A 21,733-nucleotide genomic window follows, 5' to 3' on the forward strand; every position below is an offset into this window, starting at 1 on the left:
GGGGGCGCGGGTGGGCGGCCCCGCGCCGGGGGGGGGGGGGGGGGGGGGGGGGTGGGGGGGGGGCCCCCCCCCCCCCACACCAGGGGGCCGCGAACACGCCGCGCCGAAGGCGCGGCCATTAGACACAGCTCAACCGCGCGGATAAGGCCAGGGATTGAAGCGGCAGTGCTTACCGTCCATCGGGACTACACCGTCTGGATCGAGCGCCGCGATGTCGTTGTTCTTGGTGCCGAAGGTCTGCTGCATCATCACCGGCGCGAGCCCGCCGTCGGTCTCGCACGGCTGATGCTGGTGATAGCCGATGGCATGGCCGACCTCATGGTTGACCAGGTACTGCCGATAGGAACCGATATCGCCCTCGAAGGCCAGCGCGCCGCGCACCCAGCGCACCTCCGAAAGCACCACCCGGCGCAGATCGGCATTGAAGCAGGAGGAGTCGATCGGAATATCGAAACCGCATGCCTTGCGCGAGGATTCGCGGGAGGCGAGCGAAATGCGGAAGTCCGGCTCCCCCTGGTCGATGCGCCGGAAGGCGAACTTGGTGTCGTGCGCCCAACTCTTGGGATTGCCAAGGGTGCTTTCGACCATCTTGGCCACGGACTCGTCCCCGCCGAATCCGGAAGTGTCTACGCCGTTCTCGATTTCGACGGTGTATTTGAACTGGAACTCCGATCCGGTACCCACCTGCCCGGTGGTCCCGGGCACCACATGCCATGTGCCTGTACCGGTTTCGGTGAACGGTCCGCCGTCGGGCAGCGCGCCGGTCGGCAAGGTCGTCGGGAAGTGGCCGTCGCCGGGCGGTGCGCCGATGATGCCCGCGGATGCCGCACGTGGGCTCAATCGTCCGAATCCCGGTGCTCCGCCTGCCAGATTCGCCGGATCGCTGACCCCGCGCACCGCGTCCACGATCACCAGCACGGTCACCACGAAAAGTACGGGAAGTGCGTAGGCACGCCATCCGTAGGTGCGGATGAAACGACCGAGTGCGCTCTGCTTCTTGGTATCGCGCTCGGGTCTCGATGCGCGGGAACGACTCTCGTCGGGGGCGGTGGGGTCCCAGCGGGCCCGCAACGGTTGATAGGCACGATCGACGGGTGATTCGTTCAAGCCGAGGGGGTCATAGATCTCGACACCGTTCGCAGTGCTCGGTGGCGAACCGGATCTCCATTCGATCTCACCCTCGGCGCCATCCCGGGCAGCGGCACCGTTTCCGGTGACTGCCCCCGTACGCACCTCGGGGCCTGGCCTTTCCACAGAGCCCGAGACTACGGAACCGGACGCGGCGGAGCCAGCCCGGCGGTGCGCGCTGCGCCCACCGCCGGAGGGTCTTTCCGCTCGGTCGGTCACGTCAACCAGAGTCTCACAGGGCGCAATACCCTCGACCCGGGTATGCCTGCGCTCCCGATTGGCTGCGATATATCTCACCGAGTGGACCGCAACTGCGGCCCCGATCGGCAGACGCGGTGCAACCGGGTATCGTTCATGGGATACCCGGTGTACACCCCAATTTGCCGGGGCATCGACTGGGAGAGCCGAAAAATGACTGACCTCGTGGACCGGATGGCGTCCCGCAGAATGTCGTCCGATGCCATCGCGCCAACCAAGCGCGGTACCCGGCTTCCGCGCGACGAGCGTCGTCAACAGCTACTCGCGGCCGCCAGTGAGGTGTTCGTTCAGCGCGGCTACCACGCCGCGGGCATGGACGAGATCTCGCAGTGCGCCGGAGTGAGCAAGCCGGTGCTCTATCAGCACTTCGCCAGCAAGCTCGAACTCTATTTGGCGGTGCTGCAGAACTACGTCGACATGCTGGTGTCGAGTGTGCGCCAGGCGCTGCGCTCGACCACCGACAACCGGCAGCGTGTGCGTGCCGCGGTGCAGGCCTACTTCGATTTCGTCGACAACGAAATGCAGGGCTTCCGACTGGTTTTCGAATCCGATCTGATCAGCGAGCCGCAGGTGCAGCGCCGGGTCGAGCAGGCCACCGAGGCCTGTGTGGACGCGGTGTTCGATCTGGTCGCCCACGATTCCGGTTTGGACCCGTACCGGGCCAGGATCCTCGCGGTCGGACTGGTCGGTACCAGCCAGTTCACCGCACGGTACTGGCTGGAGGCGGATCGGCCGATTCCGAAGGAAGAGGCGGTCGACACCACTGTTTCGCTGGCGTGGGGCGGTCTGTCGCACGTGCCGCTGCATCCGATCAACTGATCGAGTATTCGGGCAGCAGAGCCCCCACACTCACCCGAGTGCGGGGGCTCTCGTTTGTTGGGTCGCGGTTCGGCTCAGACCGCCGCGAAGCCGACACGACCGCCGGTGGCGGCGCCGATCTCGACATAGGCGACCTTCGAGGCCTGGATCAGGAACTTGCGGCCCTTCTCGTCGGTGAGTGCGACGACGCCGTTCTCACCGCTCAGCGCACCGGACACCAGCGCCTCGACCTCGTCGGGGGTCTGCCCGCTGTTGATCACGAGCTCGCGCGGGCTATCCGAAATACCGATCTTGACCTCCACGGCCAACCTCCGAACCTAGAGTCCTGTGTGCTGTCGAATCAAGGCTAATGCTCCCCCGCCTCCCCGGGTATTCTGCGCCCCACTAAGAGCCACGAAACCCACGTCGGCGACCGGCGACCGGATAGCTCGCCAGTACTGGGCGTACCCCACGAGTTGCCCATGTACCTGGGAAATCAGTAGTCACGTCCGGGATCCGATAGCGCCGTCGAGCGACCGCGCGGCCGGCGTTCGCCTGTCGCGAACGCCGTCCCGCTCGCGGGTATGCCTACTTGGGCTCGATGAGCTGGATTTCCAGTTCGACCTTGACGGCATCGCTGAGCATGCCGGGCAGCGGACCGCCGACGCCGAAGTCGGTGCGCTTGATGGTTCCGGTCGCGGAGAAACCGGCGTGCCGGTCGCCGGTCCCGGCGAATTCCTGGACACCGCCCCACTCGACATCGAGGGTGACCGGCTTGGTGATCCCGCCGAGCGTGGCCTCGCCCTCGACCTCGAACGATTCCGCGATCAGCACCGGCTCGACGGCGCGGAAGCTCAAAGTGGGGCGGTTGGCGACATCGAGGAAGTCGGCGGTGCGGACGTGGTTGTCGCGATCGGCATTGCCGGTGTCGAAGGAGTCGAGGTAGATGGTGGCGCCGAGCGTTGCGAAGCCCTTGTCGTCGACGACGAATTCGGTCTCGAACTTGTTGAAGCGGCCGCGGACCTTGGAGATGCCGAGGTGGCGGATGGTGAATTCGACCTGGGAGTGCATCGAGTCCAGGGTCCAGGAACCCGGGGTGAGCGTGGTGGCAGTGGATTCAGCGGAAGATGTCATGCCATAGACCATGACCGGACCGTGGTCCGCTAGCCAGACCGCCGTTATCCTGGACCCGTCAGGGCGCGGATAACCATCCCAGGACGGGGCACGATGAAACGTATGGCACCCAATCCGTTCGCGGAATACCTCATCGCGCGCCGCGCCCAATTGCGGCCGGCGGATGTGGGACTTCCCGAGGGCGGACGCCGACGTACCCCGGGATTGCGCCGTGAAGAGGTCGCGGTGCGCGCCGGAGTGAGCGCCGACTATCTGGCCCGGTTGGAGCAGGGGCGCGATACCAATCCGTCGGGGGCGGTCATCGATGCGCTCGCGCAGGCGCTGCTGATCGAGGGTAAGGACCGCCACCACTTCGGCTGGCTCGCCGTCACCTCGAGTAATGAGTCCCGCTGTCCCACCACCGAATCCGTGGTGGAGCATCCGACGCCCGCGATCGAGACCATCCTGCGCGCACTGCATCCCACCCCGGCCTTCGTGATCGGGCGGCGGCTCAATGTGCTCGGCTGGAATCCGGCCTGGGAGAACATCGCGAAACCCGTCGGGCTACTGGACAATCCGGAGGTCGTGAATCTGGCCTGGTTCACCTTCGCGCATTCGCGCGCCAAGCAGGTGCTCCGGAACTGGGACGAGGTGGCCGATATTTTCTCGGCCGCACTGCGGCGCGCGACGATCCGCTGGCCGGGCGAGGACCGCCTACTCGAGCTGATCGACGCGCTGCTCGCCTATCCGGAATTCGAAAGCCGTTGGCAGCCACAGCATATCGACGACTTGACCTCGGGCACGATGCGATTCGACCACCCGGAGTACGGCCATATCGATATCCCGTTCGAAGCCATGAACGCCGATAAGGATCAGTGCGTCGTCGTTTGGCTCACCGACCAGGCACAGGCGCAATCACCCGGCCTGCGGCTGGTCCGCGCGGTCAACGAGTAATCAGATTCCCAAGACGGCCATGCGCTCGGCATGGCTGGCCTGCATGCGCTCGAACAGCGCGGCGATGCCGTTGAGGTCACCGGTCGCGGCGAGCACCAGCTCGGTGAGTTCGTCGCGCTGGGCCATGACGTACTGCGCCTGGGTGATCGCCTCACCGAGCAGCCGCCGACCCCACAGCGTCAGCCGGTCGCGCTCGGAGCGGCTGGTCGCGACGGCGCGGCGCACCTCCTCCACCACGAATTCCGAGTGGCTGGTCTCGGCGAGCACATCCCGGACCACGGCGGAGACCTCGGGAGACAGGGCGCCGGCGATCTCGGTGTAGAAGTCGGCCGCGATTCCGTCACCCACATAGAACTTCACCATCGATTCGAGCCAGGTCGAGGGATCGGTGGAGTCGTGGTAGGCGTCCAGGGCGCGCACGAACGGCGCCATCGCGTCGAAGATATCCACACCGCGTTCGGCCAGCGCGGATTCCAGGGTTTCGAAGTGACGCATCTCGGCGGCGGCCATCTTCGCGACGGCCACCTTGCCGCGCAGCGTCGGCGACAGCTTGGCCTCCTCGGCCAGCCGGTAGAACGCCGAGATCTCACCGTAGGCGAGCACCGCGAACAGGTCGATCACGCCCGTATCGTTGGCGGAAATGGACGAGCCGGACAACGAAACCCCTACCGCTGCTGGTGACTGTGCTCCCATATCGCACAGCGTAGTGCTCCCCCGCCTCCCCGGATATTCAGCCGACCAGTTATTGCCGAACGTGTCGTGTTACGGGCTGACGGATTCGGGGGATCGAATTCTGGGCGTACCCGACGAGTTACCCATGTACGGATGAAATCACTCGAGCTCAACGCTCTACCGATATCCGGCCAGGAACTTGTCGAGATAGGTCCAGGTCGTGTCGCGTGCGGTTTCGGCGGTGAGGATGCCGAGATGACTACCGGGTGCGGTTTCGTAGCGAACGGACTGCGCGCCGGTGAGGATGCGCTGTCCGGCGGCCACCGCGGCGGCGGGGGTGATGACATCGGCGGGTCCGCCGACCAGCAACACCGGCGCGGTCACGTCAGCCAACTCGATGCGACGCTTGCCGAACTGCACGACACCTCGCCCGATGTCGTTGTTCAGGATCAGTCGGCCCCACAGCTGGCCGTAGAAGCGGCCGGGATAGCCGGGCATCTCGGACATGAATCGGTCGATGGACTCCATCTTGGCCAGCGCTTCGGTGCGCGCGATATTGCTCGCGACGAACCAGGGGCGGGTGAGTTCGCGATCCCATGCGGTGACCTTGTAGGCGATCCGGGTCAGCGTGGCCGGAATGCCACCCGCCGCGCGCACCGCCGTCGAGGTGGCGATGCCGCCGGTCAGCTTGGCGACCGCGCGCACCTGCGGAATGCCGGTCATCTTGTCGTAGTCCAGCGGCGAGCCGACGGCGGTAATAGAGCGGATCGGCAGTTCGGGGTGCGCGGCCGCGGTCAGCAGGGCGAGGGTGCCGCCGATGGACCAGCCGACAAGATCGACCGGACGGCCGTCGCGATCGGCGCAGGTGCGCAGGATCGCCTCGGGCAGAATGTCATCGATCCAGGTCTCGAAGCCCATCCGCCGGTCGGCGAAGGTGATTTCGCCGTAGTCGACGACGTAGGGCGCCCGGCCCGTCTCCAGCAGGAATCGGGCCAGGCTCTGATCCGGACGCAGATCGAAGCAGCTGGCGGGCGCGGCCAGCGGCGGCACCAGCAGCACCGCCGAATCCGTTGCGGCAGCGGCGGATCCGGTAGCCTCGAAGCGGCGCAGCTGCCGATGCGGTTCGTCCCACAGCACCGTCGACGGGGCGGGGTCCGGCGCCTCGACGCCATGGCCGAAGGTCAGCGCCCACGCATTGCGCGCCGCGATGGTGACTGTGTCGGTGAAACTCACCTCAAAAATGTCTCACATCCCGTTACCGGCGGTAACAGGCAACTCTGATTTGTGAGCGATCGTGCATCGCTCAGCCCCGAGTCATGCCGATCGGATTGAGCGGCGGCACCACGCTCTCCTGAACGCGCTTCGCCAACGGGTCGAGCAAGTAGGTCAGCTCCGCGATGGCATCCTGCGACAGCGCCGCCAATGCGCCGTTCCAGGCCGCCTCGTCGGTATCTGCCTCGACCCGTCCGAGCAATTCGGCACCGGAGCCGGTCAGCTGCGGACTGATCGGCTCCCCCGCGATCAAACCCCGAGCACGCAACTCATCGGCGATATCGGACCATTCCCGCTCCGACCAGCCGCGCGCGGGCCGCATCACCGATTCGGGCGCTTTACCGGCCGCGACCTGCAGCACCAACGCCTGCGATCCGGACAGACCGCGGGCAACCAGGGCCGCCACATGGCCATCGCCGCGATGTTCGCGCAGTGTGGTGGTGAGCTGCCACAGTGCGGCCACCGGATCGGTGGACAGCGGCAATTCCGCATTCGCCGCATACAACGGGCGGCCGGTCGGATCGGCAGTGCGCACCACCGGTTCGAGCAATTCGACGGCACGAGCGCAATCGGCGTCACCGGCTCCGGCCCCGCGCAACAACCCGACCGAGAAGGCGAGCCGGGCCTGCAGACAGGCCTGCGGCGTCGTCCGGGTCCAGGCGTCCGGGACCGCCTTGGCCACCGTGTCGGGATGGAATCCGGCGAAGGTCGCCAGTACGGTGCCAGCGCCCACCGCTCCGAGCGGCGCGGCCCGGAACGCGAAGTAGGTCTGCCAGAAACCGCGCAGTCCGAGCACGACTCCGGCCTGCTTGACATCCGAGCCGAAATACACGACATCGTGGATGGGTTCGAGAGTGTGCCAGATTCGACGCGCTAGATGAATTGCCATGTGGCGCAGCGTACGTCGATGGTCAACGCATAGACACCGCGCATTCCGACCGGAAATACCGTGACGGCAATTCGAGCCATGCACAATATCACGCTACAATCTTTGCGGACAACGGAAATTTTCGTCTGTCGAGTCGCCGGATCGTACGGTCGCCCGAGTGTCGCCGACGAGGTTTTCGAAGTCCGGGAATATGTGCGCGCACCAGATCCGCATCACCCTTGCGCCGCGCCGATATCTGCTGAGGTCAGCCGCCGAAAACGACGAGTTGCCGCAGGTATCAGGGCAGTGGCCGAGGTGAGTATCACAGGCGGATATGTGGTTGTCGCGGGCCGGCCGGTCCGCCCCACACCTCGTGCGCGTGTGACGCGATAACGAGGAAAGGCACGAACCTGAGCAAGATCACTGTCGAACAGGAACCTGGTCTGGCGGATACGCTACTGACCGCCGAACTGGACGAAACGCACACCGCTCCGACATTCGCCGAATTGGGGGTTCGCGATGAAATCGTGCGAGCGCTCGGCGAGATCGGAATCGAACGTACCTTCGCAATTCAGGAACTGACCCTGCCACTGGCTCTGGCCGGTGAAGATCTGATCGGTCAGGCCCGCACGGGGATGGGTAAGACCTTCGGATTCGGTGTGCCGCTGCTGCACCGGATCGCCACCGCCGACACCGGGACGACCCCGCTGGACGGCACACCCCGGGCACTGATCATCGTGCCGACGCGCGAACTCTGCATTCAGGTCACCCAGGATCTGGAAAACGCGAGCAAGTACCTGAAGAACCACCAGGGCCAGCTGCGCGTGCTCTCGATCTACGGTGGCCGCCCGTACGAGTCCCAGATCGCCGCGCTGCGCTCCGGCGTCGACGTAGTCGTCGGTACCCCCGGCCGACTCATGGATCTGGCCGATCAGGGCCATCTGATCCTCGGCAAGATCGGCGTGCTCGTCCTGGATGAGGCCGACGAAATGCTGGATCTGGGCTTCCTGCCCGATATCGAACGCATTCTCGGCATGGTTCCGACGCAGCGTCAGACCATGCTCTTCTCGGCCACCATGCCGGGCCCGATCATCACCCTGGCGCGCACCTTCCTGACCAGGCCGACGCATATCCGAGCCGAAGAACCGCACGATTCGGCCGTGCACGATCGCACCGCGCAGTTCGTCTATCGGGCGCACGCACTGGACAAGAGCGAACTCGTCGCCAAGGTGCTGCAGGCCGAGACCCGCGGCGCGACCATGATCTTCACCCGGACCAAGCGCACCGCGCAGAAGGTCGCCGACGATCTGGCCGACCGCGGCTTCGCCGTCGGCGCCGTGCACGGTGACCTCGGGCAGATCGCTCGGGAGAAGGCGCTCAATAAGTTCCGCAAGGGCGCCATCAATGTGCTGGTCGCGACCGATGTCGCGGCGCGTGGCATCGATATCGACGATGTCACCCACGTGGTCAACTACCAGTGCCCGGAGGACGAGAAGACCTACGTGCACCGGATCGGGCGCACCGGCCGGGCCGGACGCACCGGTGTCGCGGTCACGCTGATCGACTGGGACGAACTGAACCGCTGGGCCGCCATCAACACCGCCCTGGGCCTCGGCATCCCGGATCCGGTCGAAACGTATTCGCGCTCGCCGCATCTGTTCTCCGACCTCGGTATTCCGGAGGGCGTCACCGGCACGATCCGCAAGCCGAAGCCGGTCCGCGAGGAGGACGCCGAGGTAGTCGAGCGCCCCGCCCGCACGCCGCGCAAGCGCAATCGGCGCCGTACCCGCGCGGGACAGCCGCTCGACGGCGAAGCCAACGTCACCGAAACCGACGACACCGAAACCGATGACGCCGCCGCCCCACTCGACGATGCGACCGACGACGAGACGGCGGATAAGCCCGCCCGTCGCCGCCGCCGTCGGCGCAAGTCCAGCGGTGCCACCGAAAACGGCACGGAGAACGGCACCGAGTCGAATGACAACGCGGACGTGAGCGCCGAAGCGGACTCGGACAGCGATACCGATGACGCCGAAACCACCGAACAGCCCGCGCGCCGTCGGCGCCGTCGCCGCAAGCCCGCTGGCGAAGCAGCGGCTGGCGAAGCAGCGGCGGACACCGCTCCCGAAACGGTGACCGCCTCGGCATAGTCGATACGCAGGCGCGTCTGTCATGGACAGGCGCGCCTGTGGTGTCTCAGCGGCAGGCCCCGGCCGCGTCTTGCGATACACGGTCGCAGGTAAGCGTCGACGGGTCGTCGATAAGCAGGCACGTCTGTCGTGGGCAGGCGTCTCAGCGGCCCCAGCGCGGATGCGCGCGCGTTCTCCTGATGCACTGTCGCATGCGAGCGCGGAACGCGGAAATATCGGCAGGTAAGCACCATTGAGCGCACCGGTAGCCGTCATCGGTCGGCGGGTGTCCACGGTGAGACCGATCGCATCGGCCGAGCGATACGTTGTACTCTCGCAAACGTGCTCGCACCCGAGCGGCGAACGCGCGCCGACATCATCTCCGCAGTCGCGATCGCCGTGGTCGTGGTGATCGCGGCCGTGGTGGTGTGGGCGCGCAGCGATGCCAGGGGAACCGAATCGGTGACGGCGGAACATCCGGTTTCCACTCCGGCGGCGGCAGATCAGGTTCCGACGAGTCTGCATGAGCTGTGGCATGCGCCCGACCCGGCGGCGAACCGGGCGCTGGTGGCTGCGGGCACCGTCGTCACGGGCGCGGACGGCACGGTCACCGGGCACGATCCGCGCACGGGTACGGAAGTGTGGCACTACCGGCGAGACCTACCCCTGTGCGGCGTCGAGTCGCAGTTCGGCACCGTGATCGCGGTGTACAAGGACCAGCGCGGCTGCAGCCAGGCCACGCTGCTGGCCGGTGAGGACGGTTCGCGCCGGACCGCGCGCAGCAGCTACATGGATCCCGCCGTGCAGCTATCGGTCGACGGCACCTATGTACTGGCCCAGGGGCCGCGGCGGCTGGAGATGTGGCGCTCGGATCTGGTGCGCACCCTCGAATACGGCTACGTCGACGCACCGGTGAACGTGAAAACTCAACCGCGCAAGGGCTGCAAGCTGATCTCGTCGAGTTCGAGCTCCACCCGGCTCGCGGTGCTCGAACGCTGCCCCGAAGATCCCACCAACCGGCTGACCGTGCTCAATCCGGCGCCGAAGGACAATACGGTGCCCGAGGAGTACGGCTCGCATGTGCTCAACGGATCCGGTTCGGACTCCCCCGACGGACGCGTAATCGCGGTGTCCGACAACCGAATCGTGTTGTACCTGCCCGGTACACCTGCCACCGCGACCGCCGAAGCGATATCGCCGCGGCTGGAGGTCTTCGACGGCACCGGGAATGCGCTTGTGGTGCACCAACTTTCCGCACCGCTGAGCGATAAGACGACGACCACCCGAATCAGTTCGCTGTTCCTGGTATTCACCGGCAATAGCCTGATCGCCTTGAACGCGGGCACTTTCGATCCGATCTGGGCCGCTCCCAGCGCACTCGGCAGTCCCGTCTTCATGGCGGGCCGACTACTCGTGCCGGTCGACGGCGCCATCACAGTCCTCGACCCAACTTCGGGCACCGAAGTGTCGCGCATTCCGGTGGCCCGCCCCGGCTACGACGGGTCCCCCATCTCGCTCGCCGTCCTCGGTACCACCGTGCTGGAAAAGCGCGGCACCGAGATCTTCGCGCTCGGCTAGCACCCGCCCGTCCCCGGCGGTGTCGGACCCGTACTTCATGATGGAACTCATGTCCGCACGCGACGACGCCCGACTGGTTCTGCTCCGGCACGGCGAAACCACATGGTCCAGCCAGCGGCGCCATACCGGCCGCACCGATCTGCCACTCACCGAGCGCGGTGAGGAGCAGGCCCGCGCCGCGGGCGGCCTGCTCGACGAGCTGAAGCTGCGTGACCCGCTGGTGCTCACCAGTCCGCGTCAACGCGCTGTCCACACGGCGGCGCTCGCTGGGCTCACCGATACGGTTGTCGATGCCGATCTGGCCGAATGGGATTACGGCGATTACGAGGGCAAAACCTCCGTCGAGATCCGCGAGCACGATCCCGGCTGGACCATCTGGACCGGAGTTGTGCCCGGTGGCGAGACGGCCGCGCAGGTCAGCGCACGCGCCGATCGGGTGCTGGTATCGGTGGGCCCGGCACTGCCGGACCGGGATATCGTGCTGGTCGGTCACGGTCATTTTTCCCGGGCGCTGATCGCCCGCTGGGCCGAGCTCGATATCCGGGAGGGGCGGCGCTTCGCGATGTCGACCGCCGCGATCACCGTGCTCGGTTACGAACATGATGACCGAACCATCCTGGCGCACAACCTAGTTCCCGCAAACCATGGAGCAGCACTATGACTCGCCCCGGCCAGATCCGTCGCGCCACCTCCGCCGATGTACCCGCCATGGTTGGCCTGGTCGAGGATCTCGCCGAGTACGAGAAGTCCCGCGCGGAGTGCACGCTCACCGCCGAGCAGCTGGACACCGCGCTGTTCGGGCCGTCGCCCGCGGTTTTCGCGCATGTCGTCGAGGACGAGACCGGTGTGGTCGGGTGTGCGATCTGGTTCCTGAACTACTCCACCTGGACCGGCGTACACGGCATCTACCTGGAGGACCTGTACGTGAAACCGGAAACCCGCGGCAAGGGTTACGGCAAGGCACTGCTCGCCGCCCTCGCCGAGGAGGCCGTCGCCAATGGCTACAGCCGGGTCGACTGGGCCGTGCTGACCTGGAATGCGCCAGCCATCGAGTTCTACAAATCCATCGGCGCCAACCCGCAGGACCAGTGGGTCGGCTACCGGCTCACCGGCGCGGCCATCGATAAGCTCGCCGCCGAAGCCTGGTGAGTGAGTGAGGGTTACCGCACCCACGGATTGGCCGACCACCGCAGAGGAGGCCATGGCGATCCAGGATGCCTTGCGGCCATTGGTGATTGCGGCCGATCCGCATCCGCCGCGATTCCGCACCATCGCCGGACTCGACTCCGCCTACGACGACGAAGCCGGGATCGCCGCTGCGGCCGTCGTCGTATTGGACAGTGCCACACTGGATCCCGTCGATACCGCCGTAGCGCATGGGCCGGTCACGTTTCCCTACTTGCCCGGCCTGCTGTCCTTCCGTGAACTGCCGATAACCCTCGCCGCCCTCAAAAAGCTCGTTACCACACCGGATCTGCTGATCTGTGATGGACAAGGACTCGCACACCCGCGCCGCTTCGGCTTGGCCTGCCACATCGGAATCCTCACGGGGACACCGACAATCGGCGTGGCCAAGACACCGTGGGGCGATTACCGCGAACCCGGTCCAGAACGCGGAGCGGTCAGCGATATCACCATGGACGGCGAGGTCGTCGGGCGCGCGCTGCGCACCCGACGCGACGTCAAACCCGTCTTCGTCTCGGTCGGCCATCTCATCGACCTGGACACCGCATGCGCCCAGGTGCTCACGCTCACCCCGCGCTACCGACAGCCGGAAACCACCCGGCAGGCCGATCACCTATGCCGTCAGACGCTGCGGTCCGCCACCGCCTGAACCCCGGCTACTTCGATTCCGGTTCGATCCCGTAAACCTCGGCCATCCAGCGATTCGACGCGGGCGCGAACAGGAGTACCAGTGCGCCCACCACGACAATGCCGAGCAGCGCCCCGAGCACCGGCTGATGCGAATCGGTCAGCAGCGACCAGGTGACGGGAAGCAGGAGCACCTGGGCGATCACAGCAATGGCCCGCCCCCATCGGTGCCCGAGAAAAAGTCCGACCCCGGCCGCGAGCACCGCCCCGCCGAGAATGCCGAACCACGCTGCCGTGCCGTACCCGCTCGCGGCGCTCTGATCGTGTCCGAGCAGGCCGCGCACGATCAGCACGATCGCCACGACCACGGCCACCGCCCCCTCCAACCCAACCAATCCGCCCGCACCGCGCACCGTCGCGGGCACACCCGCCGAAACCTCGTCTTTGCCGCTGTCCGCCACGGGGCCAAGCCTAGAACGCACTCGGCGGCTTTTCGGACCGGGCCGTGCGCCGATTAGGGTGGCGAAGGTGCGGACGTTGCTGATCGTGAATCCGAATGCCACCTCGACTACGCCGGCGACGCGGGACCTGCTGGCGCACGCGTTGGAGAGCCGGACCCAGCTGACCGTCGCGCATACCCAGCACCGCGGCCACGCGGCGGAATTGGCGCAGTGGGCGGCAACCAACGAGATGGATCTGATCGTGGTGCACGGCGGCGATGGGACGGTCAACGAGACCATCAACGGCTACCTGCCGCTACCCCAGGTCGACGACGGACATGCCTGGTTGCCGCGCCTCGGCGTGATTCCGGGCGGCTCGGCGAATGTGTTCGCACGCGCCCTCGGCATCTCCCCGGATCCGGTGACCGCGACCAACCAGCTCATCGATCTGCTCACCCTCGAGCATGACCGCAAGATCGGGCTCGGCCTCGCCGATGATCGCTGGTTCGGCTTCAGCGCGGGCGTCGGCCTGGACGCGGATGTCTGCGAGGCGATCGACAACAGCCGCGCCAACGGCCATGCCGCCACCCCCGGTCGCTACGTTCGCACAACCGTCCGACAGTTCTTCAAGTCGAAGCGCAAGGAGCCGAGCGTCCGGATCGTGATCCCTGGTTTCGAACCTATCGGTGAGGTCCATTACGCCTTCGTAACGAACACCAGCCCGTGGACCTACCTGAACGCCACCCCGGTGCACACCAACCCGGGAACGGCCTTCGAAACCGGTCTCGGCGTGTTTGCCGTGCGGTCGATGTCGGTGGTCTCCACGCTACTGCTCGCCAGGCAGCTTCTCGCAGCCCATGGAAATCCCAAGTCCCGCAACCTATTTCGCGAGGACGATGTGCCATCCGTGCGTATCGAGGCGAGCGAGCCCATCGGGCTGCAAATCGATGGCGACTTCATCGGAAAACGCAACATGGTGGATTTCACAGCTGTGCCGGACGTGCTCGAGGTCGTCGCTCCACGCTCGAAATGAGCACGAAACGCGCGAAAAAACCCGGTGTTGTGCTGCGAAAACCGGGTAGAGCGAGTACAAAGGACCGGGCAGGTTCCCCCAGGGGTTCCTTGAGAGCGTGAGCTTCCCCACGGTGCACCAGATACCTATTGACATCTACGGTGTTCGTGAAAGCATTCACAAGCAACCGTGCGGAAACATTCGAGTCGCACAAGTGAACGATCCACAAACCGTAGGCGCCCTTCGCGGCGCCCAGCAAAGGAGCAGAGGAATGGACTGGCGCCACAAGGCCATCTGTCGCGATGAGGACCCCGAGCTGTTCTTCCCGGTGGGTAACAGTGGTCCGGCGCTCGCGCAGATTGCCGATGCCAAGCTGGTCTGCGCTCGCTGCCCCGTTACCGCCGACTGCCTGTCCTGGGCCCTGAAGTCCGGGCAGGATGCCGGCGTGTGGGGCGGTATGAGCGAGGACGAGCGTCGGGCGCTCAAACGTCGCAACGCCCGCACACGTACCCGCACCGTCGTCTAGTAGGACGACCAGCGTTACCGGACCTATCAGCCCGGCCCGGTAACGCAGTCAAGCCCGGCACCCAGGTGCCGGGCTATTTTGTGCCTGTGTCTGATTGCAGCGCCTGCGGCGCTGCGTGTTCGCGGCCCCCTAGTGTCTCGCGCCTGCGGCGCATGCGCTTCGACGACTCGGCCGCCAGAACGGCCGCGAACAGTCGCTCGTAAGACTTGCTCCGTTGTGGTCAGATGTGTGTGGAAGCTGAGACTTATTGCCTACCAGGCGAGTTCAACTCAGCGCCCTGAGCGGCGGCCCAACGGGACGCGCAGCACCGCGTCAGTGCCGATATCGGCACCTGGATGTAAACCGATGGAACCGCCGAGTTCGGCGGTGACCAGTGTGCGCACGATCTGCAGGCCGAGGCGGTCGGAGGATTCCAGGCTGAAACCCGGCGGCAGCCCGCGGCCGTCATCACTGATGATCACGTCCAGCCAGCGCGCCGAACGCTCGGAACGGATTGTCACCGTGCCGTTTTCGCCTGAATCGAAGGCGTGCTCGATGGCGTTCTGCACCAGTTCGGTGAGCACCATCACCAGCGGGGTGGCGCGTTCGGCGGAGAACACGCCCAGCGAACCCGCCCGGCGCACTTTGATTCTCGCGGTGTGCACGGTCGCGACATCGGCCATGATCGGCAGCAGCCGGTCCACCACCTCGTCGAGATCGACCTCTTCGTCCACCGACATGGACAGCATTTCGTGCACCGAGGCGATCGAGGTGACCCGGCGCACCGATTCGGTGAGCGCGACCTGCGCCTCCTCGTTCTCGGTGCGGCGCGCCTGCAGTCGCAGCAGCGCGGCCACGGTCTGCAGATTGTTCTTCACCCGGTGGTGGATCTCCCGGATGGTCGCATCCTTGCTGAGCAGTGCGCGGTCGCGGCGCTTGACCTCGGTGACATCGCGGACCAGCACCGCGGCACCGGCCAATTCGCCGTGCGGGCGAAGCACCAGGGTGCGCAGCAGCACGGTGGCGCCGCGCGCCTCGACCTCCATGCGGCGCCCGGTCCGGCCCGCCAGGGCGGCCTGGATATCGCCGACGACCTCCTGGGCGTCGAACGGATCGGTGATCAGCGAGCGGGTGGTGACGGCCAGATCCTGACCGGCCAGATCCGACTGCAGCCCCATCCGGTGATAAGCCGACAGTGCGTTCGGGCTGGCGTAGACGACGATGCCCTCGGTATCGAGCCGGATGAAGCCGTCGCCCGCGCGCGGACTGGAATGCGTCGCGGCGCGGTCCTCGGTGGTCGGAAAGGTGCCGTCAGCGATCATCTGGCACAGATCGTCGGCGCAGGCGACATAGGCGATCTCCAGCGTGCTGCGCACCCGGGAACGCTGCAGATCGGTATCGCGGCTGAGCACCGCGATGACATCGTCGCCGCAGCGCACCGGAATGGCCTCGCGGATGGCGTGCACCGGAGGCGGATGGTAGACGCCCTCGGCCTCGATATCGCTGTCCGCGCGCACGATCTTGCCGGTCATCAGCGCGTCGAAGACCTGCGGATGATCAGCGTGCAAGGCGGTTCCGCCGACCCGATCCTCTGGATGGACGGTGGGCGCGGTCGTCGGGCGACACTGTGCGACGCAGACGATATCGGCGCCGTCGACGATCGGTCCCGCACCGACCCACAGCAGCAGATCCGCGAAGGACAGATCGGCCAGCAACTGCCAATCGCCGACCACCCGCTGCAGATGGTCCACGGCGACGCCGGGTAGGTCGGTGTGTTCGGCCAGCAGCTCACTCAGTGTCGCCATATTCGATCTACCCGCTTCAGAAGTTAAGAGATGACGGCGATCAGGTGCCCGGCCTTGATCGCATCGCCCTCTTCGACGCCGATCGAGGTCACTGTGCCACTGCTTTCGGCGAGCACCGGGATCTCCATCTTCATCGACTCGAGGATCACCAGGGTGTCACCCTCGTGCACCTCATCACCCTCGGCAACGACAACTTGCTGCACGACCGACACCAGCTCCGAGAGCACTTCCTCCGCCATGACACCCCATCCACTCGTTCGCCCGTATCCGCTGAAACTACAGCCAACCACACATGAAACAATGACCTTCGATCAGAAGGGAGACTACCTATGGGTAAGCGTGGTCGTAAGAAGCGCAGCCGCAAGGGAAGCGCGGCCAACCACGGCAAGCGTCCTAACGCCTGAGCCGTAACAGACGAAAAACACCGAGGGCCAAGATCGTTCGTAAGGCACTCGGTGTTTTTTCTGTCTTCGGCACTACTCGGTGGTCTCGACCCGGGTGACCGTGACGGATCGGCGGATCTCCAGGGTCAGCCGATCACGCAGCGAATCCGGTGCCCGATCGCCGCCGCATTTGCGGCTCAGCAGGCCCTTGATCTTCTCCTCGATGCCGTAGGCCTCGATGCACGGCGAGCAGTGATCCATGTGGTGCTGTAGCCGGGCCCGGGTGGCATCGTCACATTCACCGTCGAGCATGAGCCAGACGTCGGCGAGCACAGCCGTGCAGTCCAACTCCATATCGGGGTCACGCTCCGTACTCACTGCTTGACCTCCTGGCGTTCCGCGCCGTTGCGGTTGAATCCACGTTCGCGCGCCACATCGGCGAGCAATCCTTTGAGCTGCTTGCGACCGCGATGCAGCCGGGACATCACCGTACCGATGGGGGTGCCCATGATGTCGGCGATTTCCTTATACGGGAAACCCTCGACATCCGCGTAGTACACCGCCATCCGGAATTCCTCCGGCAGCTCCTGCAGTGCGGCCTTGATGTCGTCGTCGGGCAGTGCGTCCAGCGCCTCGACCTCGGCCGAACGCAGTCCGGTCGAGGTGTGCTCGGCGGTGGCGGCAAGCTGCCAGTCGGTGATCTCGTCGGTCGGATACTGTGCGGGCTGACGCTGCTTCTTGCGGTAGGAGTTGATGTAGGTGTTGGTCAGGATGCGGTAGAGCCAGGCACGCAGATTGGTGCCCTCCTTGAAGGATTTGAAGCCCTGGAACGCCTTGACGTAGGTCTCCTGCACCAAATCCTCGGCATCGGCCGGATTACGGGTCATGCGCAGCGCGGCACCGTAGAGCTGGTCTAGCAACGGGAGCGCATCGCGCTCGAACCGCCGCACCAGCTCGGTATCCTCGACCGCGGCGCCGACCGCACCGTCGGTCACCACGTCATCGTCGCTCGTCACACCAATCCCTTCGATCGCCGTACCTGCCAAATCTACAGGCGCGGGCAGATCGAGTGAGAACTGAGCGTCCCCCGCGGCGCTCTCGACACGCCCGGAGGCGGTAGCGGAGCGTAACCACGGAGGGCGCCGAGAGTGTCGCAGATCGAGCACCAGCGACGTCACGGGGCGTTCGTCGAGCAGAACGGGCACCGACCTCTCCTTCACGTCCTACAGCCGCCGTACGGCTTTCGTATCGCATGCAACATGTCCGCGCCCAACTGTGTTCCCATAGCGAACTCCCCGACCCGAAATCCCCTTGCCGACCGCCATTAGGGTGACCGGCATGGCAGCAGCCTCGACCCCGGCGATCCGCACCCTGACCAAGGCCGGTGTGGTCCATCGCGTGCATGCGTACAAGCACGATCCGCGCGCCGATTCCTATGGCACCGAGGCGGTCGACGCACTCGCCGCCGAGGTCGGGGTGACGGCGGCGCAGATCTTCAAGACGCTGGTGATCGAATTGTCGACCGGTGCGCTCGCGGTCGCGGTGCTGCCGGTGCCGAATACCTTGTCGCTCAAGGCGGCCGCCGCGGCACTCGGTGCGCCCAAGGCCGCCATGGCGGATAAGACGAAGGTCGAGCGAACCACCGGTTACGTTCTCGGCGGCATCTCCCCGCTCGGCCAGCGCAAGCTGCTGCCCACCGTGGTCGATGCCTCGGCATTGGCCTGGGACCGCATGCTTTGCAGCGCGGGACGGCGCGGTCTGGAGATCGAACTGGCACCTGCGGACTTGATCCGGCTCACCGGCGCGGTAACCTCACCAGTCACATCCGTATAAATCCGCACCAGTCAGCAACATTTGTGCGTTACTGAACAGGCCCAGATCGTCCGACTCGAGGATGTGATGCGAAATGTCCGCGCGCCAGCGATTGTGCAGCACCATGATCGTCGCTCTGTTCGGAGTTCTCCTGCTCACCACCGGCCCGGTCGCGATGCTAGCGCCTGCGGCCACCGCCGCACCCGGCAGCCCTCTGGTGATCGACGTCAACGACTTCCCGTTCGATGAGCATGTCGTTGACGACGGGCCGAAGAAGAACAACCCCCCGACGAAGAATGAGAAGGCCGACAAGGCCGAGAAGTTGGGCGGCGGCGTCGCCGGCAAGGTCATCGACCTGGGCGGCGGCGTGGCCCGCAAGGTCATCGACCTGGGCGGCGGTATCGTCAAGTGCGCGCTGAATATCGTGACCGATAGCGTGAAGTGTCAGCTCTGAGTGGATGAACGGCGGGCCGGGCGATCACAGCAAGCTGATCTGCCCGGCCTTTTCCGTACCACCGCGAGAGTCCAACGGCGCCAACAGTTCCGGACCGTTATTGCGCACGCTGTTTACCAGCGACGAAACCGGACGCGCCACAATGTCCGCCACCGATTCCGCGCTCGGCGTCTCGAGCAGTGTGGCCGGTGCCGGATGATCCGGATCCAACCAGGCCGCCCAATGCTGCCGCGGCATGGGCAGCGGCATCCGGTCGTGGATGCGGGCCAGCTCGCCGACGGCGTCGGTGGTCAGGATGGTGCATGACAGCAGCGGTTCGCTCTCCCGCTGCGAACGGTCCCGCCATACCGACCACAATCCGGCCATATACAGGCGCGCGCCATCGGCATTCGACATGAAGTACGGATGTTTGGCGACCTTGCCCTTGGCCCCGGCATCCGGTTCGACCAACCACTCGTACCAGCCGTCCATCGGTACCAGGCAGCGGCGATACTTCACCGCATCGCGAAACGATGCCGTGGTCGTCGCCTTATCGGCGCGGGCATTGAACAACGGTTTGCCCTTGACCGGTACGCCCGGTTCGGCGGCCTTGGTCCAGACCGGGATCAGGCCCCAGCGCATTCGCCGGATGCGCAACTTCGGGTCGTCGTCGGGGTGGTCGTGCTCATGCCGCTCCACCACGGTCAGCACCTGGGTGGTCGGTGCGACGTTGTAGTTGGTGGAACCGCCGTTGTTACCGGTCGGCGTCTCGTCGATGGCGTCCAGTTCGGCGGCGAGCCGACCGGGATCGGTAGTTGTCGCATATCTGCCGCACATATCTCGATACTTGCACGCGGCGCCGACAGACTCGGGAAGAATTGACGGTAGGGGTGACCTGGTGAGAGTTCTGACATAGCATCATCTCAGATGAATGGCCGTTAACTTATCTCGGCAAGAGGGAGAGACCCACCGTGACAACCATCGAGACCACCCCAACGACACCGGAGACGGCGTTGAATTCGGTCGATCCGGCCACCGGAGAGGTCATTGCCACCCATACCATCGCCGATGCCGACGCGGTTCGCGCCGCCGTCGCCAAGGCCCGCACCGCCGCCGCGACCTGGGGCGGACTCAGCTTCGACGAACGGCGCAAACATCTGCTGCGCTGGTCGAGCCAGTTGGTCGCGGACTCCGAGGAGTTCACCGCGCTCATCCACAAGGAGAACGGCAAACCACTCGACGATGCGTTCCTGGAGTTGATGCTCGCGCTCGAGCACATCGCCTGGGCAGCCAAGAATGCCAAGAAGGTGCTCTCGCCGAAGAAGATCGCCCCCGGCGCGTTCATGGCGAACTTCTCCGCGCGTGTGGAGCAGCGTCCGCTCGGTGTCATCGGCGTAATCGGCCCGTGGAACTATCCGGTCTACACCCCGAACGGCTCCATCGCCTACGCCCTGGCCGCGGGCAATACCGTGGTCTTCAAGCCGAGCGAATTCTCCACCGGCATCGGCAATTTCCTCTCCGATGCGTTCAAGAAAGCCAATCCGGAGCTGCCCGAAGGCATCTTCGAGACTGTCAATGGCTACGGCGCGACCGGCGCCGCACTGGTGCAGGCCGGTGTGGACAAGATCGCGTTCACCGGCTCCACCGCGACCGGCAAGAAGATCATGGCCGCGGCCGCCGAATCACTGACCCCGGTACTGCTGGAATGCGGCGGCAAGGACGCGGTGATCGTCGCGGGCGATGCCGATATCAAGGCCGCTGCCGATGCGGTCGCCTGGGGCGCCACCGCGAATAGCGGCCAGACCTGCGCCGGTGTGGAGCGGGTCTATGTGGACCGCGCGGTGCGCGACGACTTCGTCGCCGAGGTCAAACGCATCCTGACCGACGTCAAGCCGGGCTCGGGCACCGATGCGGCCTACGGTCCGATGACCATGCCCAGCCAGATCGATATCGTGCGCCGCCATATCGATGACGCGCTGAAGAACGGCGGCACCGCGGTGCTCGGCGGGCCGGACTCGGTCAAGGGTCCGTTCATCGAGCCGGTCGTGCTGGTCGATGTTGACGAGAACTCCGAGGCCGTGGCCGAGGAGACCTTCGGCCCGACCGTCACCATCCGGACGGTGGACGGCGTCGATGAGGCCGTCGAGTTGGCGAACAAGTCCAAGTACGGCCTGGCCTCGGCGGTCTACTCGAAGAAGAACGGCCTGGAGATCGCCCGACGGCTGCGCGTCGGCGCGACCTCGGTGAACTCGGTGCTCGGTTTCGCCGCCATCGCGGGTCTGCCCTTCGGCGGTGTCGGCGATTCCGGAATCGGGCGCATCCACGGCGAGCCCGGCCTGCGCGAATTCTCCCGGCCGCATTCGATCGCGGTGCAGCGCTTCGCGATTCCCGGCATGGCACTGCTCAGCTACTCACGGACCCAGACCACCATGAAGCTGCTGCGCCGCCTGGTCCCGATCCTGCACGGCCGCCACAAGTAGCCGCCACACCCGCCGGGCTCGCCTTTCGAGGCGAGCCCTTCGACCACAACGGAGCGAGTCTTACGAGCGAGGAGTTCGCGGCCCGACTCGCGTCCGAGCCGTCGAAGCACCTGCACCGCAGTCGCGAGTCGTGTTCTTCGGGCACGCGTGCATCAAGTGGCGAACGTCCCGCCGTCGGCGACCCCAACGGAGCGAGTCTTACGAGCGACCGTTCGCGGCCCGTCTCGCGTCCGAGCCGTCGAAGCGCATGCGACGAAGTCGCGAGTCTCGACGGCTCGGAC

Annotated in this window: 25 protein-coding genes; 13 read left to right on the top strand and 12 right to left on the bottom strand. The window is 65.8% G+C overall.

Annotation, left to right across the window (positions count from 1 at the left end):
• Positions 1 to 129: 129 nt before the first annotated feature.
• Complete coding sequence (locus tag ACIBJI_RS42030) at positions 130 to 1,254, bottom strand: DUF3152 domain-containing protein (protein ID WP_396960516.1); 1,125 nt, start codon at positions 1,252 to 1,254, stop codon at positions 130 to 132.
• 285 nt (positions 1,255 to 1,539) lie between these two features.
• Here ACIBJI_RS42030 and ACIBJI_RS42035 point away from each other — a divergent pair, with 285 nt between their 5' ends.
• Positions 1,540 to 2,205, top strand: coding sequence for a TetR/AcrR family transcriptional regulator (locus tag ACIBJI_RS42035; RefSeq protein ID WP_364343876.1), 666 nt, complete (start codon positions 1,540 to 1,542; stop codon positions 2,203 to 2,205).
• A gap of 74 nt (positions 2,206 to 2,279) precedes the next feature.
• On the opposite strand, the gene ACIBJI_RS42040 is transcribed toward ACIBJI_RS42035, so the two are convergent.
• Complete coding sequence (locus tag ACIBJI_RS42040) at positions 2,280 to 2,507, bottom strand: DUF3107 domain-containing protein (protein ID WP_364343879.1); 228 nt, start codon at positions 2,505 to 2,507, stop codon at positions 2,280 to 2,282.
• 265 nt (positions 2,508 to 2,772) lie between these two features.
• Positions 2,773 to 3,318 carry a YceI family protein gene (locus ACIBJI_RS42045; RefSeq protein ID WP_364343882.1) on the bottom strand — a complete coding sequence of 182 codons (546 nt, stop codon included), beginning with the start codon at positions 3,316 to 3,318 and terminating at the stop codon, positions 2,773 to 2,775.
• A 102-nt stretch (positions 3,319 to 3,420) separates the two neighbouring features.
• Between ACIBJI_RS42045 and ACIBJI_RS42050 the strand changes: the two genes are divergently transcribed.
• A complete protein-coding gene (locus tag ACIBJI_RS42050; protein WP_364343885.1) occupies positions 3,421 to 4,251 on the top strand; it encodes a helix-turn-helix transcriptional regulator in 831 nt (276 codons plus the stop codon).
• On the opposite strand, the gene ACIBJI_RS42055 is transcribed toward ACIBJI_RS42050, so the two are convergent.
• The 3 genes from ACIBJI_RS42055 to ACIBJI_RS42065 all read right to left on the bottom strand — a co-directional run bounded on the left by ACIBJI_RS42055 (position 4,252) and on the right by ACIBJI_RS42065 (position 7,084).
• The gene (locus tag ACIBJI_RS42055) at positions 4,252 to 4,944 is read right to left on the bottom strand and encodes a ferritin-like fold-containing protein (RefSeq protein ID WP_396960519.1); all 693 of its coding nucleotides are present in this window, start codon (positions 4,942 to 4,944) and stop codon (positions 4,252 to 4,254) included.
• 156 nt (positions 4,945 to 5,100) lie between these two features.
• Positions 5,101 to 6,156: an alpha/beta fold hydrolase gene (locus ACIBJI_RS42060; protein WP_396960521.1), complete on the bottom strand. Its 1,056-nt coding sequence runs from the start codon at positions 6,154 to 6,156 to the stop codon at positions 5,101 to 5,103.
• Between the two features lie 70 nt (positions 6,157 to 6,226).
• Positions 6,227 to 7,084 carry a hypothetical protein gene (locus ACIBJI_RS42065; RefSeq protein ID WP_364343894.1) on the bottom strand — a complete coding sequence of 286 codons (858 nt, stop codon included), beginning with the start codon at positions 7,082 to 7,084 and terminating at the stop codon, positions 6,227 to 6,229.
• Between the two features lie 368 nt (positions 7,085 to 7,452).
• On the opposite strand from ACIBJI_RS42065, the gene ACIBJI_RS42070 reads away from it, so the two are divergent.
• The 5 genes from ACIBJI_RS42070 to ACIBJI_RS42090 all read left to right on the top strand — a co-directional run bounded on the left by ACIBJI_RS42070 (position 7,453) and on the right by ACIBJI_RS42090 (position 12,604).
• On the top strand, positions 7,453 to 9,213 hold the full coding sequence (locus ACIBJI_RS42070; protein WP_364344556.1) for a DEAD/DEAH box helicase: 1,761 nt from the start codon (positions 7,453 to 7,455) through the stop codon (positions 9,211 to 9,213).
• Between the two features lie 321 nt (positions 9,214 to 9,534).
• A complete protein-coding gene (locus ACIBJI_RS42075) occupies positions 9,535 to 10,770 on the top strand; it encodes a hypothetical protein (RefSeq protein WP_364343897.1) in 1,236 nt (411 codons plus the stop codon).
• 49 nt (positions 10,771 to 10,819) lie between these two features.
• Entirely contained in the window at positions 10,820 to 11,431 is a 612-nt protein-coding gene (locus ACIBJI_RS42080) for an acid phosphatase (protein ID WP_364343900.1), read from the top strand.
• On the top strand, positions 11,428 to 11,919 hold the full coding sequence (locus tag ACIBJI_RS42085) for a GNAT family N-acetyltransferase (protein ID WP_364343903.1): 492 nt from the start codon (positions 11,428 to 11,430) through the stop codon (positions 11,917 to 11,919). Before ACIBJI_RS42080 ends, ACIBJI_RS42085 begins: the two co-directional genes overlap by 4 nt.
• A gap of 52 nt (positions 11,920 to 11,971) precedes the next feature.
• Positions 11,972 to 12,604 carry an endonuclease V gene (locus tag ACIBJI_RS42090; RefSeq protein ID WP_397088788.1) on the top strand — a complete coding sequence of 211 codons (633 nt, stop codon included), beginning with the start codon at positions 11,972 to 11,974 and terminating at the stop codon, positions 12,602 to 12,604.
• A 7-nt stretch (positions 12,605 to 12,611) separates the two neighbouring features.
• On the opposite strand, the gene ACIBJI_RS42095 is transcribed toward ACIBJI_RS42090, so the two are convergent.
• Entirely contained in the window at positions 12,612 to 13,043 is a 432-nt protein-coding gene (locus tag ACIBJI_RS42095; protein WP_364343909.1) for a hypothetical protein, read from the bottom strand.
• A 67-nt stretch (positions 13,044 to 13,110) separates the two neighbouring features.
• Between ACIBJI_RS42095 and ACIBJI_RS42100 the strand changes: the two genes are divergently transcribed.
• Positions 13,111 to 14,055 carry a diacylglycerol kinase family protein gene (locus tag ACIBJI_RS42100; protein WP_364343912.1) on the top strand — a complete coding sequence of 315 codons (945 nt, stop codon included), beginning with the start codon at positions 13,111 to 13,113 and terminating at the stop codon, positions 14,053 to 14,055.
• Positions 14,056 to 14,305: 250 nt separating this feature from the next.
• Positions 14,306 to 14,560: a WhiB family transcriptional regulator gene (locus ACIBJI_RS42105; RefSeq protein WP_011211115.1), complete on the top strand. Its 255-nt coding sequence runs from the start codon at positions 14,306 to 14,308 to the stop codon at positions 14,558 to 14,560.
• Between the two features lie 269 nt (positions 14,561 to 14,829).
• Here ACIBJI_RS42105 and ACIBJI_RS42110 read toward each other — a convergent pair whose 3' ends face one another.
• Together ACIBJI_RS42110 and ACIBJI_RS42115 are read right to left on the bottom strand one after the other, a co-directional pair.
• On the bottom strand, positions 14,830 to 16,344 hold the full coding sequence (locus tag ACIBJI_RS42110; protein WP_364343915.1) for a histidine kinase N-terminal domain-containing protein: 1,515 nt from the start codon (positions 16,342 to 16,344) through the stop codon (positions 14,830 to 14,832).
• 23 nt (positions 16,345 to 16,367) lie between these two features.
• Entirely contained in the window at positions 16,368 to 16,583 is a 216-nt protein-coding gene (locus ACIBJI_RS42115) for a biotin/lipoyl-binding carrier protein (RefSeq protein WP_364343919.1), read from the bottom strand.
• 90 nt (positions 16,584 to 16,673) lie between these two features.
• On the opposite strand from ACIBJI_RS42115, the gene ACIBJI_RS42120 reads away from it, so the two are divergent.
• Positions 16,674 to 16,748 carry a 50S ribosomal protein bL37 gene (locus ACIBJI_RS42120; protein WP_095887907.1) on the top strand — a complete coding sequence of 25 codons (75 nt, stop codon included), beginning with the start codon at positions 16,674 to 16,676 and terminating at the stop codon, positions 16,746 to 16,748.
• A gap of 72 nt (positions 16,749 to 16,820) precedes the next feature.
• Here the strand turns inward: ACIBJI_RS42120 and rsrA are convergent, their stop codons facing one another.
• Both rsrA and ACIBJI_RS42130 read right to left on the bottom strand, forming a co-directional pair.
• Entirely contained in the window at positions 16,821 to 17,081 is a 261-nt protein-coding gene (gene rsrA, locus ACIBJI_RS42125; RefSeq protein ID WP_364344559.1) for a mycothiol system anti-sigma-R factor, read from the bottom strand.
• Between the two features lie 20 nt (positions 17,082 to 17,101).
• Positions 17,102 to 17,791, bottom strand: coding sequence for a sigma-70 family RNA polymerase sigma factor (locus ACIBJI_RS42130; RefSeq protein ID WP_397088796.1), 690 nt, complete (start codon positions 17,789 to 17,791; stop codon positions 17,102 to 17,104).
• 274 nt (positions 17,792 to 18,065) lie between these two features.
• On the opposite strand from ACIBJI_RS42130, the gene ybaK reads away from it, so the two are divergent.
• Both ybaK and ACIBJI_RS42140 read left to right on the top strand, forming a co-directional pair.
• The gene (gene ybaK / locus ACIBJI_RS42135; RefSeq protein ID WP_364343922.1) at positions 18,066 to 18,560 is read left to right on the top strand and encodes a Cys-tRNA(Pro) deacylase; all 495 of its coding nucleotides are present in this window, start codon (positions 18,066 to 18,068) and stop codon (positions 18,558 to 18,560) included.
• Between the two features lie 73 nt (positions 18,561 to 18,633).
• Positions 18,634 to 18,993, top strand: a complete 360-nt coding sequence (locus tag ACIBJI_RS42140; protein ID WP_397088790.1) for a hypothetical protein — start codon at positions 18,634 to 18,636, stop codon at positions 18,991 to 18,993.
• A gap of 24 nt (positions 18,994 to 19,017) precedes the next feature.
• Here the strand turns inward: ACIBJI_RS42140 and ACIBJI_RS42145 are convergent, their stop codons facing one another.
• A complete protein-coding gene (locus ACIBJI_RS42145; RefSeq protein ID WP_397088792.1) occupies positions 19,018 to 19,809 on the bottom strand; it encodes an SOS response-associated peptidase in 792 nt (263 codons plus the stop codon).
• A gap of 134 nt (positions 19,810 to 19,943) precedes the next feature.
• On the opposite strand from ACIBJI_RS42145, the gene ACIBJI_RS42150 reads away from it, so the two are divergent.
• Positions 19,944 to 21,452 (top strand): aldehyde dehydrogenase family protein, encoded by a 1,509-nt coding sequence (locus tag ACIBJI_RS42150; RefSeq protein WP_397088794.1) that lies wholly within the window; start codon positions 19,944 to 19,946, stop codon positions 21,450 to 21,452.
• The last annotated feature ends 281 nt before the right edge of the window (positions 21,453 to 21,733 follow it).

The organism is Nocardia sp. NPDC050408, assembly GCF_044458905.1.
Lineage (GTDB): Bacteria > Actinomycetota > Actinomycetes > Mycobacteriales > Mycobacteriaceae > Nocardia.